Genomic DNA, 15965 nt, shown 5'->3' with positions numbered 1-15965 from the left:
TTAGGGCGGGGAGGCATAAGCCTCCCCGCATCGTTTGTGGAAACTACATGAATATTCTGATCGTTGGGCCCAGTTGGGTCGGTGACATGGTGATGGCACAGACACTGTTCCAGTGCCTGCGCGCTCGCCATCCAGATTGCCAGATCGACGTGCTCGCCCCTGAGTGGAGCCGGCCGATCCTTGAGCGCATGCCCGAAGTGCGCAAGGCCTTGAGCTTTCCGCTCGGCCACGGCGCCCTGGAGCTGGCGACCCGTCGTCGCATCGGCAAATCCATGGCCGGCGAGTACGACCAGGCGATCCTGCTGCCCAATTCGCTCAAGTCGGCGCTGGTGCCGTACTTTGCCGGCATCCCCAAGCGCACCGGCTGGCGCGGCGAATTTCGCTATGTGCTGCTCAACGACGTGCGCACGTTGGACAAAACCCGCTATCCGCTGATGATCGAACGCTTTATGGCGCTGGCGTACGCGCCGGGTGCCGAGTTGCCCAAACCCTATCCGCGCCCGAGCCTGCGGATCGACCCGGTCACCCGCGACGCGGCGCTGGCCAAGTTCGGCCTTAGCCTGGATCGCCCGGTGCTGGCGCTGTGCCCCGGCGCCGAGTTCGGCGAGTCCAAGCGCTGGCCTTCGGAGCATTACGCCAAGGTCGCTGAGATGAAGATCCGCGAAGGCTGGCAAGTGTGGTTGTTCGGCTCGAAGAACGACCACTCGGTGGGCGAAGACATCCGCCAGCGTCTGATCCCGGGCCTGCGCGAAGAGGCGGTGAATCTGAGCGGCGACACCTCGCTGGCCGAGGCGATCGACCTGCTGTCCTGCGCCGATGCGGTGGTGTCCAACGACTCCGGCCTGATGCACGTGGCCGCGGCGCTGAACCGCCCGTTGGTGGCGGTGTATGGGTCCACCTCGCCGGGCTTCACCCCGCCGTTGGCCGACAAAGTGGAAGTGGTGCGCCTGGGGCTCGATTGCAGCCCGTGTTTCGAGCGCACCTGCCGTTTCGGCCACTACAATTGCCTGCGCCAGTTGTTGCCGCAGTCGGTCAGCGAAGCCTTGCAGCGGTTGCAGGGCGACGTGGTCGAGGTTCACTGAGTTGCGGGTACTGGTAGTCAAGACCTCATCCCTGGGCGACGTGATCCACGCCTTGCCGGCACTGACCGACGCGGCGCGGGCGATCCCCGGCATTCAATTCGACTGGGTCGTGGAAGAGGGCTTTGCCGAAATCCCCACCTGGCACCCAGCGGTAGACAAGGTGATCCCGGTGGCGATCCGCCGCTGGCGCAAGAACCTCTGGCAAACCTTCAAGAGCGGTGAATGGCGGCGCTTCAAGCAGCGCATCCAAGCGACCAAGTATGACTTGGTGATTGACGCTCAGGGCCTGTTCAAAAGCGCCTGGCTGACCCGTTACGTACGGGCGCCGGTGGCCGGCTTTGATAAAAACTCCGCCCGTGAACCCATCGCGGCGCGTTTTTACTCCCGACGTCTGGCCGTGGCTCGTGGGCAGCACGCGGTGGAACGCTTGCGTCAGTTGTTCGCCGTGGCCCTGGGTTATGACTTGCCCAAAGGCTTGGGCGACTACGGCCTGAGCGTCGACAAGTTGCTCGGCCTGCCACCGAAAAAGCCCTTCGTGCTACTGCTGCACGGCACCACTTGGGACACCAAGCACTGGCCGGAAGCCTACTGGCGCGAGCTGGCCGAACGCATGGGGCGCCTGGGCGTGGACGTGAAGCTGCCCTGGGGCAACGCCACGGAAAAAGCCCGCGCCGAACGCCTGGCTCAAGGCCTGGCGAACGCCGAAGTATTGCCCAAGTTGAACCTGGCCGGCGTGGCTCGGGTATTGGCCGGCGCCCGCGCTTGCGTGGCGGTGGATACCGGCCTGGGGCACCTGGCGGCGGCGCTGGATGTGCCGACCATCTCCCTGTTCGGCCCCACCAATCCGGGCCTGACCGGCGCCTACGGCAAGGCGCAGATTCACCTGGCCAGCGATTGGTCCTGCGCGCCGTGCCTGCAAAAACACTGTACCTATCAACCGACGGCCGACGACCTGCGTCGATTCGACATCGCGCGCGAATCGCCCCTGTGCTTCACGCGCCTGAACCCTGAGCGTGTGGCAAGCCGACTGAGCACGTTGTTACTGGCTGAGGAACTGCACTGATGCAACTGGCTTTTGTTCTGTACAAATACTTCCCCTTCGGCGGCCTGCAGCGTGACTTCATGCGCATCGCCCTGGAGTGCCAGCGGCGCGGCCATCAGATTCGCGTCTACACCCTGATCTGGGAGGGCGATATTCCGCCCGGTTTTGAAGTGCTGGTGGCGCCGGTCAAAGCGTTCTTCAACCATCGGCGCAACGAAAAACTCAGTGCCTGGATGGAGGCCGACCTGGCCAAGCGCCCGGTGGACCGTTTGATCGGGTTCAACAAGATGCCCGGCCTGGACGTGTACTACGCTGCCGACGGTTGTTTTGAAGACAAGGCACAGAACCTGCGCCATTCGCTGTACCGCAGTTTTGGTCGTTACCGCCACTTCGCCGAATACGAACGTGCGGTGTTCGCCAAGGACGCCAAGACCGAAATCCTGATGATTTCCGAAGTGCAGCAGCCGCTGTTCATCAAGTACTACGACACCCCGGTGGAGCGCTTTCATCTGCTGCCGCCGGGCATCGCCCAGGACCGTCGCGCACCGCCGAACGCCGCCGAAATCCGCGCAGGGTTCCGCAAGGAATTCAACCTGGGCGAGGACGACCTGCTGCTGGTGCAGATCGGCTCCGGCTTCAAGACCAAGGGCGTCGACCGCAGCCTCAAGGCGCTGGCCGCGTTGCCCTCGGAGCTGAAAAAACGCACGCGTCTGTTTGTAATCGGCCAGGACGACCCCAAAGTATTCCAATTGCAAAGCGCCACATTGGGGCTGGGCGATAACGTGCAGTTTCTTAAAGGGCGCAGCGATATCCCGCGTTTCCTGCTGGGCGCCGACCTGTTGATCCACCCGGCGTATAACGAAAACACCGGCACCGTGCTGCTTGAGGCGCTGGTGGCCGGGTTGCCGGTACTGGTCTCGGCGGTGTGTGGTTATGCCCATTACATTGCCGAGGCCGACAGCGGCCTGGTGCTGGATGAGCCGTTCGAACAGGCTCAGTTGAACCAGTACCTGGCGCGCATGCTGACCGATTCTGCACAGCGCGCGGCCTGGAGCCGCAACGGGTTGGCTTTCGCTGAGACGGCCGACCTCTACAGCATGCCGCAGCACGCTGCGGATGTGATTCTGGCGGAGCCAAAGCCATGAAGTTGATGCTTGCCGAACCCTTCAAGAGCCTCTGGGCCGGACGCGATGCGTTCGCCGAAGTAGAGCGGCTGGAAGGCGAGGTGTACCGCGAACTGGAAGCCCGACGCACCTTGCGCACCGAGGTGGACGGCCGTGGCTACTTTGTGAAGATCCACCGGGGCATCGGCTGGGGTGAGATCGTCAAGAACCTGGTCACCGCCAAGCTGCCGGTGCTCGGCGCCGGGCAGGAATGGCTGGCGATCCAGCGCCTGCAGGAAATCGGCGTGCCGACCATGACCGCCGTGGCCTACGGCGAGCGCGGCAGCAACCCGGCGGACCAGCACTCGTTCATCATCACCGAAGAGCTGGCGCCCACGGTCAGCCTGGAAGACTTCAGCATTGATTGGGTCAAGCAGCCACCGCAGCCGCGCCTCAAGCGCGCGCTGATCGCCGAAGTGGCGCGCATGACCGGCATGATGCATCGCGGCGGGGTGAACCATCGTGACTGCTATATCTGCCACTTCCTGCTGCACACCGACACGCCGATCACGCCTGATCGCTTCAAGTTGTCGGTGATCGACCTGCACCGTGCCCAGACCCGGCCGAAAATCAGCCTGCGCTGGCGCAACAAAGACCTGGCCGCGCTGTACTTCTCGGCGCTGGACATCGGCCTGACCCGTCGCGACAAGCTGCGGTTCCTCAAGGGCTACTTCCAGCAGCCGTTGCGCCAGATCCTGGCCGAAGAAAGCGCTTTGTTGCAGTGGCTGCAAGGCAAGGCCGACAAACTCTACGCGCGTAAACAGCGATACGGGGATGCGCTCTGATGGCGGGCTGGAACCTGGAACCGGCCTACGCCGGCCTGGCGGATGACTTTGGCAGCCTCGACGCGGTGTTCGCCCTGCAAGGCGAGCGGCTGACCCGCGATCCGTTGTCCGAAGTGATCCGGGTAGAGCGCGGTGGGGTCAATTATTACGTCAAGCGCTACGTCGGCGCCGGCAAGGGCTTGCGTCGCTACTTGGGCAAGCCGCGGGTCAAGTCCGAATGGCAGAACCTCAAGCGCTTTGCCAAGTGGGGCATTCCTACTGCCGATGTGGTGGCCTGGGGCTTGGAGCGCAATGGCCTGGCCTATGATCGCGGCGCGATGATCACCCGTGAATTGCCCAAGACCGAAGACTTGTCGGCGCTGGCCGAGCGCAACGACCCCCGCCTGCGCGATCCGCGCTGGGTCGATGGGGTCAGCCGCCAGCTCGCCGAATACACCCGCACCATGCACGATCACCGCTTTACTCATAACGACTTGAAGTGGCGCAACCTGTTGATCGACGACCAGCAGACCCTGTACCTGATCGATTGCCCCAACGGCGATTTCTGGCGCGGGTTCTGGCTCAAGTACCGTATTACCAAGGATCTGGCCTGCCTGGACAAGGTGGCCAAATATCACCTGTCGGCCACTCAGCGCCTGCGGTTCTATCTGCAATACCGTCAGCGCCAGCACCTGAGTGCATCGGACAAACAGCGTATTCGCCATGTGGTGAAGTTTTTTGAGGGGCGCGAATGAGTGATTTTGTGGCGGCTGAAGACCGGGTTTTGTTGGAACGCAACGGTCTGGCCACGTTCGACGCCTTGTGGGCCAAACAGCTCGACGCAGTGGACGAACCGAACACCAGTCGCGGCGGCTGGAGCAGCGTGTTTCGCCTGGAGCTGGAGGGGCAGGGGTATTACCTCAAGCGTCAGAGCAACTACCTGACTCGCAGCCTTCATCGCCCATTGGGCGAGCCGAGTTTCTCCCGCGAGTTTCGCAATATCAGCCGTTACCGCACTTTGGGTATCCCGGCCTTGCAGGCGGCGTTCTATGGCGAACGCAAAGTGGCCGGCGAGTACCGCGCGATGCTGCTGACCCGTGCCCTTGACGGCTGGAACGACTTGGATTCGCTGCTTGAGCAGTGGCCTTCGCTCAGCGATGCCCAGCACCGCGCTATTCTGCGGGCGTGCGGCGAACTGGCGCGCCGGCTGCACGGCGTCGGCCAGGTGCATGGCTGTTTCTACCCCAAGCATATTTTCCTGCAGGCCACCGGCGACGGTTATGCCGCGCAGTTGATCGATCTGGAGAAAACCCGCCCGTTGTTGTTTGGCTGGCGGGATCGGGTCAAGGACCTGGAGCCGTTGCTGCGCCGTTCCCCGCAATGGTCCGACGCACAGGTGCGCCAGCTGCTGGCGGCCTACCTGGACCAACCAGAAGACAGCGCAGAGGTCGCCACTTGGCTGCAACGCCTGACGACCCGGCGCAGCCATAAGGAGAAGCGCTGATGCGTCTGTCGGAGCTGAAAAACGCCGGCCGCACCCCGAGCCTGCCCCTGACCCTGGACCTGGCGGACGCCGCCGGCCCCGGTCAACTGCAACTGTTGAGCCTGTTGCGCGTGTTGCCGGGCGAGCGCTATGTCGGCGCGGCCGTCTGGCGCGGTCGCGCAGTGCTGGCCAAGTTGCTGGTAGGCAGTAAGGCGGCGCGGCATTTTCAGCGTGAGCTCAGCGGTGTTCGCCTGTTGGCCGAACAGGGTCTGACCACGCCGTTGCTGCTCGCCGACGGTTTGCAGCAAGGCGAGGGTGGCTGGTTGCTGTTCGAGTTTATCGAGGGTGCCGAAAGCCTGGCCGATGCCTGGCAGGCGGTCGAAGGTTTGCCGCCCTTGGCTGATGAACAAACCGCGGTGCTCGCCGAAGCACTGGGCGCGATTGCGCAGATGCACGCCAAAGGCTTGTGGCAGGAAGACCTGCACCTGGACAACCTGCTGCGCAAGGACGGCAAGTTGTACCTGATCGATGGCGCCGGAATTCGCGTCGAAGAAGCCGGCAAGCCGCTGTCGCGCAACCGGGTGCTGGAAAACCTCGGGGTGTTTTTTGCGCAATTGCCGAAGAATCTTGAGCCGTTTACCGAAGAGTTGCTGGTGTATTACCTGCTGAGCAACAGCGAACATGCCTTGCCCCTGGAAGCCCTGGAAAAACAAGTACGCAAGGTCAGTGCCTGGCGTTTGAAGGACTTTCTGGAAAAGGTCGGCCGCGAATGCACGCTGTTTAGCGTCGTGCGCGGTGCTTTTGCCTTGCGCGCGATCAGGCGCGAGGAAGTGCCCGCAATGCTGCCGGTGCTGGAGCAGGCCGATGTATTGCTGGACCAGGGCCATTTGTACAAGACCGGCGGTGCGGCCAGTGTGGCCAAAGTCGAGGTGGCCGGTCGGCCGCTGGTAATCAAGCGTTACAACATCAAGGGCTTCGCCCATTGGCTCAAGCGTTTTTGGCGCCCGAGCCGAGCCTGGCATTCCTGGCGCGAAGGCAATCGCCTGGCCTTCCTCGGCATCGCCACGCCCAAGCCGCTGGCGGTGTTGGAGAAGCGCTTTCTCTGGCTGCGCAGCCGTGCGTACCTGATCACCGAATACCTGCCGGGCCCAGACATCATCGAGCGTTTCGCGCCCTACGTTGAACACGGCGGCGCGCCGGAAAACGAACTGCAGGCGCTGGATCATTTATTCGCTGAGCTGATCCGCGAGCGCATCAGCCACGGGGATTTCAAGGGCCATAACCTGTTTTGGCACGAAGACCGTTGGGCCCTGATCGACCTCGATGCGATGTGCCAGCACCGCAGTCTCGCCAGCTTCGCCCCGGCCTACGCCAAGGACCGCGCGCGGTTTATGCGCAACTGGCCGCAGGACAGTGCGTTATATCAACTGATCGACCAGCGGTTGCCCAAGCAACCCACCTGACCGCTCTGACTATCAGAATTGATACTCGGCGCCGGCGCCGGCGTACCACGAACGGCCAGGCGCGGCTTCGTAGTAGCGGTTGTTGCTGTCGCCGACGATCACCGAACCGACGTACTGACGGTCCAGCAGGTTGTCCAGGCGCAGGGTCTGATGGAAGGTCCAGTGCTCGGCCTTCTGCTCGAAGCGCGCTCGCCAGTTGAACACGCTGTAAGCCGGTGCGGCGCGTTGCTGGTTGGTGTCTTCGACGTAGACCTTGCTGCGGTACAGCCCTTCGATGGCGGTGCTGACCCAGTCTCGCGGTTTCCAGTTCAGCTCGGCAAACAGCGTGGTCTGCGGTACACCGGGGAGGTAGTTACCTTTATCCACGGGGTTGCCGCCGCCCGTGAAGTCGCTGTCGTAGGTGGCTTGCAGGCGCGTATACGCGAGTTGGGTGCTCCACTGTTGCGTCAGCTGGCTTTCGATGCCCAGCTCGAAGCCACGGCGGAGGGTGCGCCCGGCGTTTTGGTAAGTGGTGCGCCCGCCGCTGGATTGCTGGACCACCAACTCGTCTTCGGTGGTGATCTGGAATACCGCAGCGTTAAGGCGGGTGTCCTCGCCTACCCGTGCTTTCAGGCCCACTTCATATTGCGTACTCACCGATGGCTTGAGCGCGAAATTGAAACCATTTGAACCGCTGGAATACGCCGACTCCGCTTGTGTCGGGGTTTCGAAGCCTTTGCCGGCGCTCACATAACCGTGCAGGTCGGGTGTGAAGGCATACATCACGCTGACCGACGGAGTGTTCTTCTGGTAGGTCTTGCTGCCGCTGTCGTTACCGTCGCTGAGGAAATGGTCGTCCACCTCCATCTTCATGGTGCTATGGCGTACGCCGGCTTGCAGAGTCCAGTCGCCCAGCAGCCAGTTGGCTTGTAAGAATGGGTCGAGGCTGGTAGCGGTGTCGATTTCATTGCGGCCCAACGCACCTTTGACGCCATGCACGCCGTTGAGGGTGTTGGAATAGCCTTGGCGGTCATCCTCGCTGCGGTCGTAGTCGAGGCCGGCAATCAGGGTCAGGTCGCCCGGGGCGCTGGTGATGGGTTGCAGCCAGTGGATGGAGCCGCCGTAGAACGTGCGGTCGAAGTCCACGACGCCGCCGCGTTTGTCAGAGGGGGTTCCGGCAGGGATCGACAGGTACTGAATCACGCTGCGCCGCCCCGTATACCCATTTACCTGCAATGTCGCATCGCCGAAATACCGTTCGTAATTCATCCCCAATTGCTGATGGTCGATGCTCTTGCGCGTGTTGTACGTGAGTGCGTTGGCGCTCACCGAGCGTGGATCGGCTTTGTAGGCGGCCCACGTCTGCCCTAGCGGATCTTGCGTGCCGTTTTGTTCCAGGCTGCTGTAGATCAGCGCCAGTTTGCTGTCGTCGTCGGGCTGGACATTGAGTTTGGCGAAGGTCTGGTCGCGCCGGGCGCTGCTGTGGTCGCGGTAGCCGTCGGTGTCCATGCGCGAGGCATCCAGCACGAAGCCGGCGCCGTCGGTCGCGCCCTCGGCGCTGAGGTGGTTTTTGCTCAAGCCGTCGCTGCCTACCAGGGTTTCGGCGCCAATGCGCGGTGGGCCTTCGCCGTCGCGGGAGAACATCTGGATCACGCCGCCGGCGTTGCTGCCGTACAGGGTCGCTGCCGGGCCGCGCAGCACTTCGATGCGTTCGGCGGTGTCGAGGTTGAACGTGGCGGCTTGGCCCTGGCCGTCTGGGGTGCTGGCAGGGATGCCGTCGGCGATGAGTTTGAGGCCGCGCACGCCGAACGCCGAACGGGCGCCAAAGCCGCGTGAGGAAATCTGCAGGTCCTGGGCGTAGTTCTGGCGGTTCTGCACCACCAGGCCGGGCACGCGGGCCAGGGCTTCGGAAGCATTGATGCCCAGTTGGCCGTCGCTGATCTGTTCGCGGCTGATGCCGTCCACGGAATACGGCAGCTCAAACGTCGGGCTGGCGCTGCGCGAGCCGGTGACGACGCTGGGGTCGAGGATCAGAACAGTGTCGTCTGCCTGGGCGGTGTCGCACAGGGCAAGCAGGCCGGGCAGCAGCAGGGTAAAGCGGGTGAGGTGGTTCATCAATCGGCCGAAAATCAGTGGCGCTTGGGAAGTAAACGCGCAAAGGGGCGCGAGTTTAGTGAGTCGGGCGATTTTTATCATTCGGGAATCTTCCTACGCGGCTAATCGACGCGTCCGTACTGGGACTTCATGGTGGGCGGTGCTAGCGTGGCTGTTCCTGAGTAAATAGATCAAAGGAGCGGACATGCGGCATCTATCGAGGGTCATCTGGCTGGTCGCGATACTGGCATTGGCCGGTTGCGGCACGATCAACACCGTGTTCCGCCCCGACGCCGTGGCCAGTCAGAATCTCAAGGACTCGCGCAGCCATTGCGAAAACGTGCCGCGCATCTACAGCGGCGTGATGTACGGGTTTTGTACGCTCAACGGTGAACCCAAGCCTGAAAGAAGCCTGAACGATCCAAGCCTGTCGAACAGTAGCGGCAACGCTCTACCGATCATCGCCATCGAATTCCTGGGGTCCGGCGTGCTGGACACCCTGGTCCTGCCTTACACGATCTACCGCCAGAACAAAGACGGCAGCATCGAGATCTACCGCTAGGCCCACTTGCCGCTTGCCGCTAACAGCTTCCCACTGCTTTTACGCTATAATCCCGCCCTTTAGCTGTTTCCCGCCCGCGCGGGAGGCACACTTTTTTCAGGCGCGACCCGCCTGCATGCAGACTAAAAGAGGCTAGACCCCTGTGGCATTGACGATTCTTGGCCTGTCCGGCGCCCTTAGCCATGATCCTTCCGCAGCCCTGTATATCGACGGCAAGCTGATCGCGGCCGCCGAAGAAGAGCGCTTCGTACGCGACAAACATGCAAAGAACCGCATGCCCTACGAATCGGCGAAGTTCTGCCTGGAACAGGCCGGCATCAAGCCTTCCGACGTTGACGTAGTGGCGATTCCGTTCGCCCCGATCAGCCTGTTCGGCGAGGCGCGCTGGCACTACGCCAAGCGTTACTGGTACGCCCCGGACCGCGCCCTCGACGCGATCCTGATGGGCAACCGCCGCTACAAGCGCTACCGCAACAAGATCGTGTGGTGCCTGGAGCAGCTGGGCTTCGATCCGAAGAAGATCAAGATCGAGCCGGTCGAGCACCACCTGGCTCACGCCTCCAGTGCCTACCACTGCTCGGGCTTTCAGGAAAAAACCGCGATTCTTGGCATCGACGGCAAGGGTGAGTACGCCACCACGTTCTTCGGCTACGGCGAGAACGGCAAGATCCACAAAATCAAAGAATTCTACGACCCGGATTCCCTAGGCGGCCTGTACGGCGCGATCACCGAGTTTCTCGGTTTCGAGATGCTCGACGGCGAATTCAAGGTCATGGGCATGGCGCCTTATGGCGATGCCAGCAAATATGATTTCTCGCGTTTGGCTTCCTTTGAAAACGGCGAGCTGGTGATCAACACCGACTACGCCAACGTCATCGGCCTGCGCCGCTACAAAGAGAAGGGCAAGGGCTTCTACTTCTCGCCGAAACTGATCGAGTGGCTGGGGCCCAAGCGCGAAGGCGACATCGCCGACGAGCCGTACATCCACTACGCCGCCAGCATGCAGGCGCTGTTCGAGAAGCTGGCCCTGCAGATGATCGACCATTACCTGGGCGACATCCTCAAGGATACCGGCAAGCTGGCCTTCGCCGGCGGCTGCGCGCTGAACGTCAAACTGAACCAGAAAATCATCGCCCGTGATGACGTGAAAGAGCTGTTCGTGCAGCCTGCGTCCGGCGATGCCGGCACCGCCGTCGGTGCGGCCGCCTATGTATCCCACGCTCGTGGTGTGCCGGTGGAGAAGATGGAACACGTCTACCTCGGCCCGTCCTACAGCAACGAAGATGTGATTGCCGCGTGCGCCAAGCACGAGAGCAAGCCGAACTGGCGCAAGATCGAAAACATGCCCCAGCGCATCGCCAAGATCATGGTCGACGGCAACCCGGTGGCCTGGTTCCAGGGCCGCATGGAGTTTGGCCCGCGTGCGCTGGGCGGTCGTTCGATCATCGGTTGCCCGAGCGCCACCGGCGTGGCCGACCGCATCAACCACCAGATCAAATTCCGCGAGCGTTGGAGGCCTTTCTGCCCGTCGATGCTCGACACCGTGGCCCCGCAAATGATCAAGGTCGATCACCCGGCGCCGTTCATGACCTTCACCTTCGAAGTGGCTGAAGAGTGGAAGACCCGCGTGCCGGAAGTGGTCCATGAAGATGGCACCTCCCGCGCCCAGGTGCTCAAGCGCGAATACAACCCGCGCTATTACGACATGATGAAAGAGCTGGAAGTACTGACCGGCAACGGCGTGTCCCTGAACACCTCGCTCAACCGCCGTGGCGAAGCGATGATCTGCTCGCCGACCGACGCGCTGAACATGTTCTTCGGCTCCGACCTGCAATACCTGATCATGGAAGACATCCTCGTGGTCAAGGACGGTGTGGATCCTTATGACGCTGTGGTCTAAATGCTGAATCGCCTCCAGGCATGGCGTGAACGTGGCGGCTGGCAGCCTGTAGAGGCCGAGGTTTACGCTCAAGCCTGGCAGCGCTTCGGTGGCAGCGTCGCGACCCATCCGCAGGTCGTGGAGCGCTTGGCCGACCTGGCGCGAATTCCGGTGCGTTACCTGGGCTGGCAGCAGGGCGGCGAACTCAAGGGCGCGATAGCCACTTGGGGACGCGACCTCGCCCTGTCCAAAGACGTGCTCAAGCGCAGCGGCAAGAAAGGCCTGTTCGATCTGGGCAATGCCGAGATCATTCTGCCGATTGCCGTTGATGCGCAGCTGCCGGTGCGCCATCGCGGGCGCTATCTGTCGGCCCTGAATCAAGGGCGTGTCAGTACGCTCAAGCCTCAGGTTGAGCAATTGGCCATGGCACGCACCCCTGAAGACTTGTCGAAAAAGTTTCGCTATAACCAGCGCCGCGAATTGCGCCTGCTGGAGGAGGCGGGCGGTGTGGTGCGTGCGGTCAGCGAGTTTTCCAGCACCGAGTTGGCGGCGATTTATTGCGATCTGTTCCAGCGTCGTTGGGGTTTCCCGGCGACCGGGGCGGAGCGTTTGGCTGACGTGCTGGCGCTGCTCGAAGAGTTTCTGATCGGGTCGGTGCTGTTTCTCAACGATGCCCCGATCGCGGTGCAGTTGGTGTATCGCGTCGAGTCGCCCGAGTGGATCAGCGTCGAGTACGTCAATGGTGGGGTTGACCCCGAAACCCGCGCGTTCAGCCCTGGGAGCGTATTGAGCTTCCTCAACACCCAAAGCGCCTGGGAACAGGCTCGTGCAGTGGATAAGCCGCTGCGTTTTTCGTTCGGCCGCGCCGACCGTGAGTACAAAGAGCGCTGGTGCAACCCGGTGCCGGTGTTCAGCCTATGAGCCGCAAACAGCAACTGCTCAAACGTCATCGGCGCAATAAGCGCATGGTGCTGTTGATTGGCGCGCTGGCGTTGATCGTGTGCGGCGTGCTGGTGGCTTGGTGGCTGCCGCTGATCCTGGCGGTGCTGCTGTGGGTGGCGCATGAAGCCTGGTTTGCCGACCATCTTTTCTATTCGCCCAAGGACGACTACCAATACCGCTTCGCCCCCGACAGCCAGCAGCTGGCGTTAAGCCTGGAGGGCGGACGCCTGGTGCTTCAGGAGACCGTGGAACTGGTCGGTGACGAAACGCTGATCGTCCAGGTACAACTCAAAAGCAACTGGCTGGGCCGCTTTCTGGACCCTGCAGTTGAGCTGTCAGCAAGCGAGCAGCCTGATCGTCAAGCGTTCGAACGCGGTGTGGCTGGCACACGCTACCTCAATCTCACTGGCTCGGCGCAGGCGTTGCTCGGCGGTGAGTTGCGCTTGCGCGGCTGCCATTGTCGGGTGATCGGTCGGCCGGTGCTGTGGGTGTTCCGCCAGCCGGACGCTGCAGGCCAGCGGGTGATGGTGATCGCGCCCCATGCCGACGACGCGGAACTGGCGGCGTTTGGTTTGTATGGCCAGGCGCATGAAAGCTGGATCGTGACCTTGACGGCGGGGGAGATCGAGGCCGAGCACTATCAGCAAATGGGCTTGCCCAAGGCCGAAGCGGCGCAGCTCAAAGGGCGTTTGCGCGCTTGGGACAGTATCGCGGTGCCACGTTGGGCCGGGGTGCCAGAAGCGCAGTGCGTTCAATTGGGGTACTTCTGCCTGCAATTGCCAGCCATGCGCGCTACGCCGGACCAGCCCCAGCCGTCCCGCGAAGCGCAGTTGGACGATACTCGTGTGTTCCGCCAGTTCAACAGCTTGGCACTGCCCAGCGATGTGGATGGCGCTCCGACCTGGAACAACCTGATTGCTGACCTGCGGGAGTTGCTGCTTAAAGCTCGCCCCGAGGTCATCGTCATGCCGACCCCAGTGCTTGACCCGCACCCGGACCACATCTGCGCACATGAAGCCGTCGTGCAAGCCTTGCACGGGCTGGCATGGCAACCGAGCACATTGCTTGGCTATGCCAACCACTTGCATGATAACGACCGCTGGCCCATGGGCGACGCCGGCGCCGGCGTAGCGTTGCCGCCGCAGTTCGACCATGCCCAGGTACTCAAGCCTTACTGCCGGTTACTGAGCCTGAGCCAGCAGCGGGACAAGGCCATGGCATTGGGCATGATGCATGACCTACAGCCGCGCGCACCGTTCAAGCGCCGGGTGCGTCGCCTGTTGCAGCAATGGCTGGCAGGGCGCGGTCCATCGCCTTACGGTGAGAACGAATTTTTCCGTAAGGCCGTACGTCGGCACGAGCTGCTTTGGGTCCTCAAGCAGGACTGAAATTGACCTTTTTCGTCGGACTGCTCACGTGCAGCAGGCCGATTGCCTCATGGAGTGATATGAAACCTCGTTTCAAGGTTTTGCAATTGCAGCCGGACTACAACGTCAAGATCCATGACTTCGCCGATCTCGGTGAGCAGATCGTCAAGTCGTTGCCGGTTGAGCGTTTCGAGGTCACCTCGGCCTTTCTCAGTGGGCGGCCGCAACCGGGCCAGCCGCTGAGCGTGGCTGATCACTCCAAGTATTTCGAGTTTCCGGACAAGGCCCTCAAGGGCATACGTCTGGGCGCGATGTGGCAAATCTACAAATATTGCCGAGAGCAGAAGTTCGACGTGGTCATCTGTAACCGCTTCAAGTCGGTGAACATGATGCTGTCGCTCAACCGATGGTTGAAAATTCCGCTGTGCATCGGCATCTCCCACGGGTTTGGCGAGTATGAACGGGCGTATCGCCGGCGCCAGACGCGTCGGCTGGTGAGTCCGGCCTGGCGTTTTGTCGGGGTGTCGGCGGCGGTCAGGGATTATCTGGTAGGGCTTAATTGCGGCTTTACTCACCAGAACACCACCTTCGTCACCAATGCGATCGACATCCCCCAGGCCGAAGCCTTGCAGCTGCCTCGCGTGCAGGCGCGCGAGGCCCTCGGGCTACCCCAGGATGCGCGCATCATCGGCGCGCTGGGGCGCCTGGTGCCGATCAAAGGGCATACGCATCTGCTGCAGGCTTTCGCTCGTCTCAAGGACAAATACCCTAACGCCCAGGTCGGCATCATCGGCTCTGGCCGTGCCGAGGGCGACCTGCGCGCAGATATCGAGCGCCTCGGCCTCACAGGGCGGGCGCACTTGCTGGGTTTTCGCGAGGATGGTCTGCAATACGTGCGTGCGTTCGATATCTGGACCATGCCTTCATTGATGGAGGGGCTTGGTCTTGCCTTGTTGGAAGGCATGAGCGGGCGCTTGCCGGTCATTGCGTCCAATGGCCCGGCCATGCTGCCGTTGGTGCAAGGGGCGGGCGGTTTGTCCCATGAGCCTGGCAATGTCGAGCAACTGACGGCCGCCCTGGACACTTACCTGGCAATGAGCGACGAACAACTGCGTGCCAAGGGCGAACAGGTATTCCGTTACTTGGAACAAAACCACGCCCTGGCCGAATTCCAACAGAAATACCTGAACCTGATCGACACCGGCTTAAAGGAAGTAGGAAGAGCATGACTCAGCAGCAACCCCTGGTCTCGGTGATTATCGCGTCCTACAACCATGGCCGTTATATCGAAGAGAGCATCCTCAGCGTGCTCGGCCAGACATACCCCAATATCGAGCTGTTGGTGGTGGATGACGGTTCCAAGGACGACAGCGTTGAGCGCATCCGTCGCCTGCAGGCCGAGCACGGTTTTGATTTCCAGGTGCAGCAGAACCAGGGGCTGACCGCCACCCTCAATGGCGCCATCGCGCGTGCCAAGGGCAGCCTGATTGCCCCGTTCGGCTCCGACGACATCATGCTGCCGGAGCGCATCTCGATTCAGGTCGCGTACATGCAGGACAAGCCGAAAGTGGGGATCTGCGCCGGCAACATCGAGCTGATCGATGGCGACGGTAATCTGCATCCGGAGAAAAAACAGCGTCGCGATGTGCCGTTTCGCAGCCTGGATTTCGACGACATGTTCATGGATCGCAAACCGTTCCCGCCGGCGCCGACCATGCTGATCCGCCGCGAAGCGCTGGAGGAAGTCGGTGGCTTCGACCCGCTGATCCCGTTGGAGGACTTGCTGATCCAACTGAAGATCACCGCTGCGGGCTACACCATTGATGCCCTTGATGTGGTAATGGCGCGCTATCGGCAACACGCCAGCAACACTTACAAGAATCACCGCTACATGATCCAGAACATCCTCAAGACATACGCCAAGTTCAGTGAGCACCCTGCGTACGACGCGGTGCGTTACAACTTTCTGAACTCGATGTTCCTGAAGACGGCCAACCGTGATCGCGCGTTGGCGCGGGAGATTCTGAAGCAGATCCCTTTGAAGTTCTGGGGGCGCAAGACCTGGCGCGGTCTGGTTCGGTTGTACCTAACGCCGCTCAAAGGCTAAGCGTCGAAGAAGGCGACTATCGGCAACGATAGTCGCCT

At 61.9% G+C, this 15965-nt stretch carries 14 protein-coding genes; 13 read left to right on the top strand and 1 reads right to left on the bottom strand.

Annotation, left to right across the window (positions count from 1 at the left end; genetic code table 11):
* Window positions 1-47: 47 nt before the first annotated feature.
* Genes waaF through ACFZPT_RS10295 form a run of 7 tightly spaced genes read left to right on the top strand, consistent with a single transcriptional unit; the run spans window position 48 to window position 6997 of the window.
* Window positions 48-1082, top strand: coding sequence for a lipopolysaccharide heptosyltransferase II (waaF, locus tag ACFZPT_RS10325; protein ID WP_034095554.1), 1035 nt, complete (start codon window positions 48-50; stop codon window positions 1080-1082).
* Window position 1083: 1 nt separating this feature from the next.
* Window positions 1084-2145 carry a lipopolysaccharide heptosyltransferase I gene (gene waaC, locus ACFZPT_RS10320; protein ID WP_034095555.1) on the top strand — a complete coding sequence of 354 codons (1062 nt, stop codon included), beginning with the start codon at window positions 1084-1086 and terminating at the stop codon, window positions 2143-2145.
* Entirely contained in the window at window positions 2145-3269 is a 1125-nt protein-coding gene (locus ACFZPT_RS10315; protein ID WP_034095556.1) for a glycosyltransferase family 4 protein, read from the top strand. The genes waaC and ACFZPT_RS10315 overlap by 1 nt, the downstream gene beginning before the upstream one ends.
* Window positions 3266-4072, top strand: a complete 807-nt coding sequence (gene rfaP / locus ACFZPT_RS10310; RefSeq protein WP_034095557.1) for a lipopolysaccharide core heptose(I) kinase RfaP — start codon at window positions 3266-3268, stop codon at window positions 4070-4072. Before ACFZPT_RS10315 ends, rfaP begins: the two co-directional genes overlap by 4 nt.
* Window positions 4072-4806, top strand: coding sequence for a lipopolysaccharide kinase InaA family protein (locus tag ACFZPT_RS10305; RefSeq protein ID WP_034095558.1), 735 nt, complete (start codon window positions 4072-4074; stop codon window positions 4804-4806). The genes rfaP and ACFZPT_RS10305 overlap by 1 nt, the downstream gene beginning before the upstream one ends.
* Entirely contained in the window at window positions 4803-5555 is a 753-nt protein-coding gene (locus tag ACFZPT_RS10300; RefSeq protein WP_034095559.1) for a lipopolysaccharide kinase InaA family protein, read from the top strand. Before ACFZPT_RS10305 ends, ACFZPT_RS10300 begins: the two co-directional genes overlap by 4 nt.
* On the top strand, window positions 5555-6997 hold the full coding sequence (locus tag ACFZPT_RS10295; protein WP_099313050.1) for a lipopolysaccharide kinase InaA family protein: 1443 nt from the start codon (window positions 5555-5557) through the stop codon (window positions 6995-6997). The genes ACFZPT_RS10300 and ACFZPT_RS10295 overlap by 1 nt, the downstream gene beginning before the upstream one ends.
* 12 nt (window positions 6998-7009) lie before the next feature.
* Here the strand turns inward: ACFZPT_RS10295 and ACFZPT_RS10290 are convergent, their stop codons facing one another.
* On the bottom strand, window positions 7010-9091 hold the full coding sequence (locus tag ACFZPT_RS10290; RefSeq protein WP_099313092.1) for a TonB-dependent receptor: 2082 nt from the start codon (window positions 9089-9091) through the stop codon (window positions 7010-7012).
* 184 nt (window positions 9092-9275) lie between these two features.
* On the opposite strand from ACFZPT_RS10290, the gene ACFZPT_RS10285 reads away from it, so the two are divergent.
* From ACFZPT_RS10285 to ACFZPT_RS10260, 6 genes are all read left to right on the top strand, one after another.
* Window positions 9276-9632 carry a YceK/YidQ family lipoprotein gene (locus tag ACFZPT_RS10285; protein WP_034111482.1) on the top strand — a complete coding sequence of 119 codons (357 nt, stop codon included), beginning with the start codon at window positions 9276-9278 and terminating at the stop codon, window positions 9630-9632.
* A 142-nt stretch (window positions 9633-9774) separates the two neighbouring features.
* Complete coding sequence (locus ACFZPT_RS10280) at window positions 9775-11532, top strand: carbamoyltransferase (RefSeq protein WP_034095562.1); 1758 nt, start codon at window positions 9775-9777, stop codon at window positions 11530-11532.
* Window positions 11533-12432 (top strand): antimicrobial resistance protein Mig-14, encoded by a 900-nt coding sequence (locus ACFZPT_RS10275; protein WP_034095563.1) that lies wholly within the window; start codon window positions 11533-11535, stop codon window positions 12430-12432. It begins immediately after the preceding gene.
* The gene (locus ACFZPT_RS10270) at window positions 12429-13841 is read left to right on the top strand and encodes a PIG-L deacetylase family protein (protein WP_047881421.1); all 1413 of its coding nucleotides are present in this window, start codon (window positions 12429-12431) and stop codon (window positions 13839-13841) included. Before ACFZPT_RS10275 ends, ACFZPT_RS10270 begins: the two co-directional genes overlap by 4 nt.
* A gap of 59 nt (window positions 13842-13900) precedes the next feature.
* On the top strand, window positions 13901-15049 hold the full coding sequence (locus tag ACFZPT_RS10265) for a glycosyltransferase family 4 protein (RefSeq protein ID WP_034095565.1): 1149 nt from the start codon (window positions 13901-13903) through the stop codon (window positions 15047-15049).
* Window positions 15046-15927, top strand: coding sequence for a glycosyltransferase (locus tag ACFZPT_RS10260; protein WP_034095566.1), 882 nt, complete (start codon window positions 15046-15048; stop codon window positions 15925-15927). Before ACFZPT_RS10265 ends, ACFZPT_RS10260 begins: the two co-directional genes overlap by 4 nt.
* Window positions 15928-15965 lie beyond the last annotated feature (38 nt).

The organism is Pseudomonas sp. MD330_10 (assembly GCF_042610415.1).
Taxonomy (GTDB): domain Bacteria; phylum Pseudomonadota; class Gammaproteobacteria; order Pseudomonadales; family Pseudomonadaceae; genus Aquipseudomonas; species Aquipseudomonas rhodesiae.
This window is presented reverse-complemented; position numbering and strand designations above follow the sequence as displayed.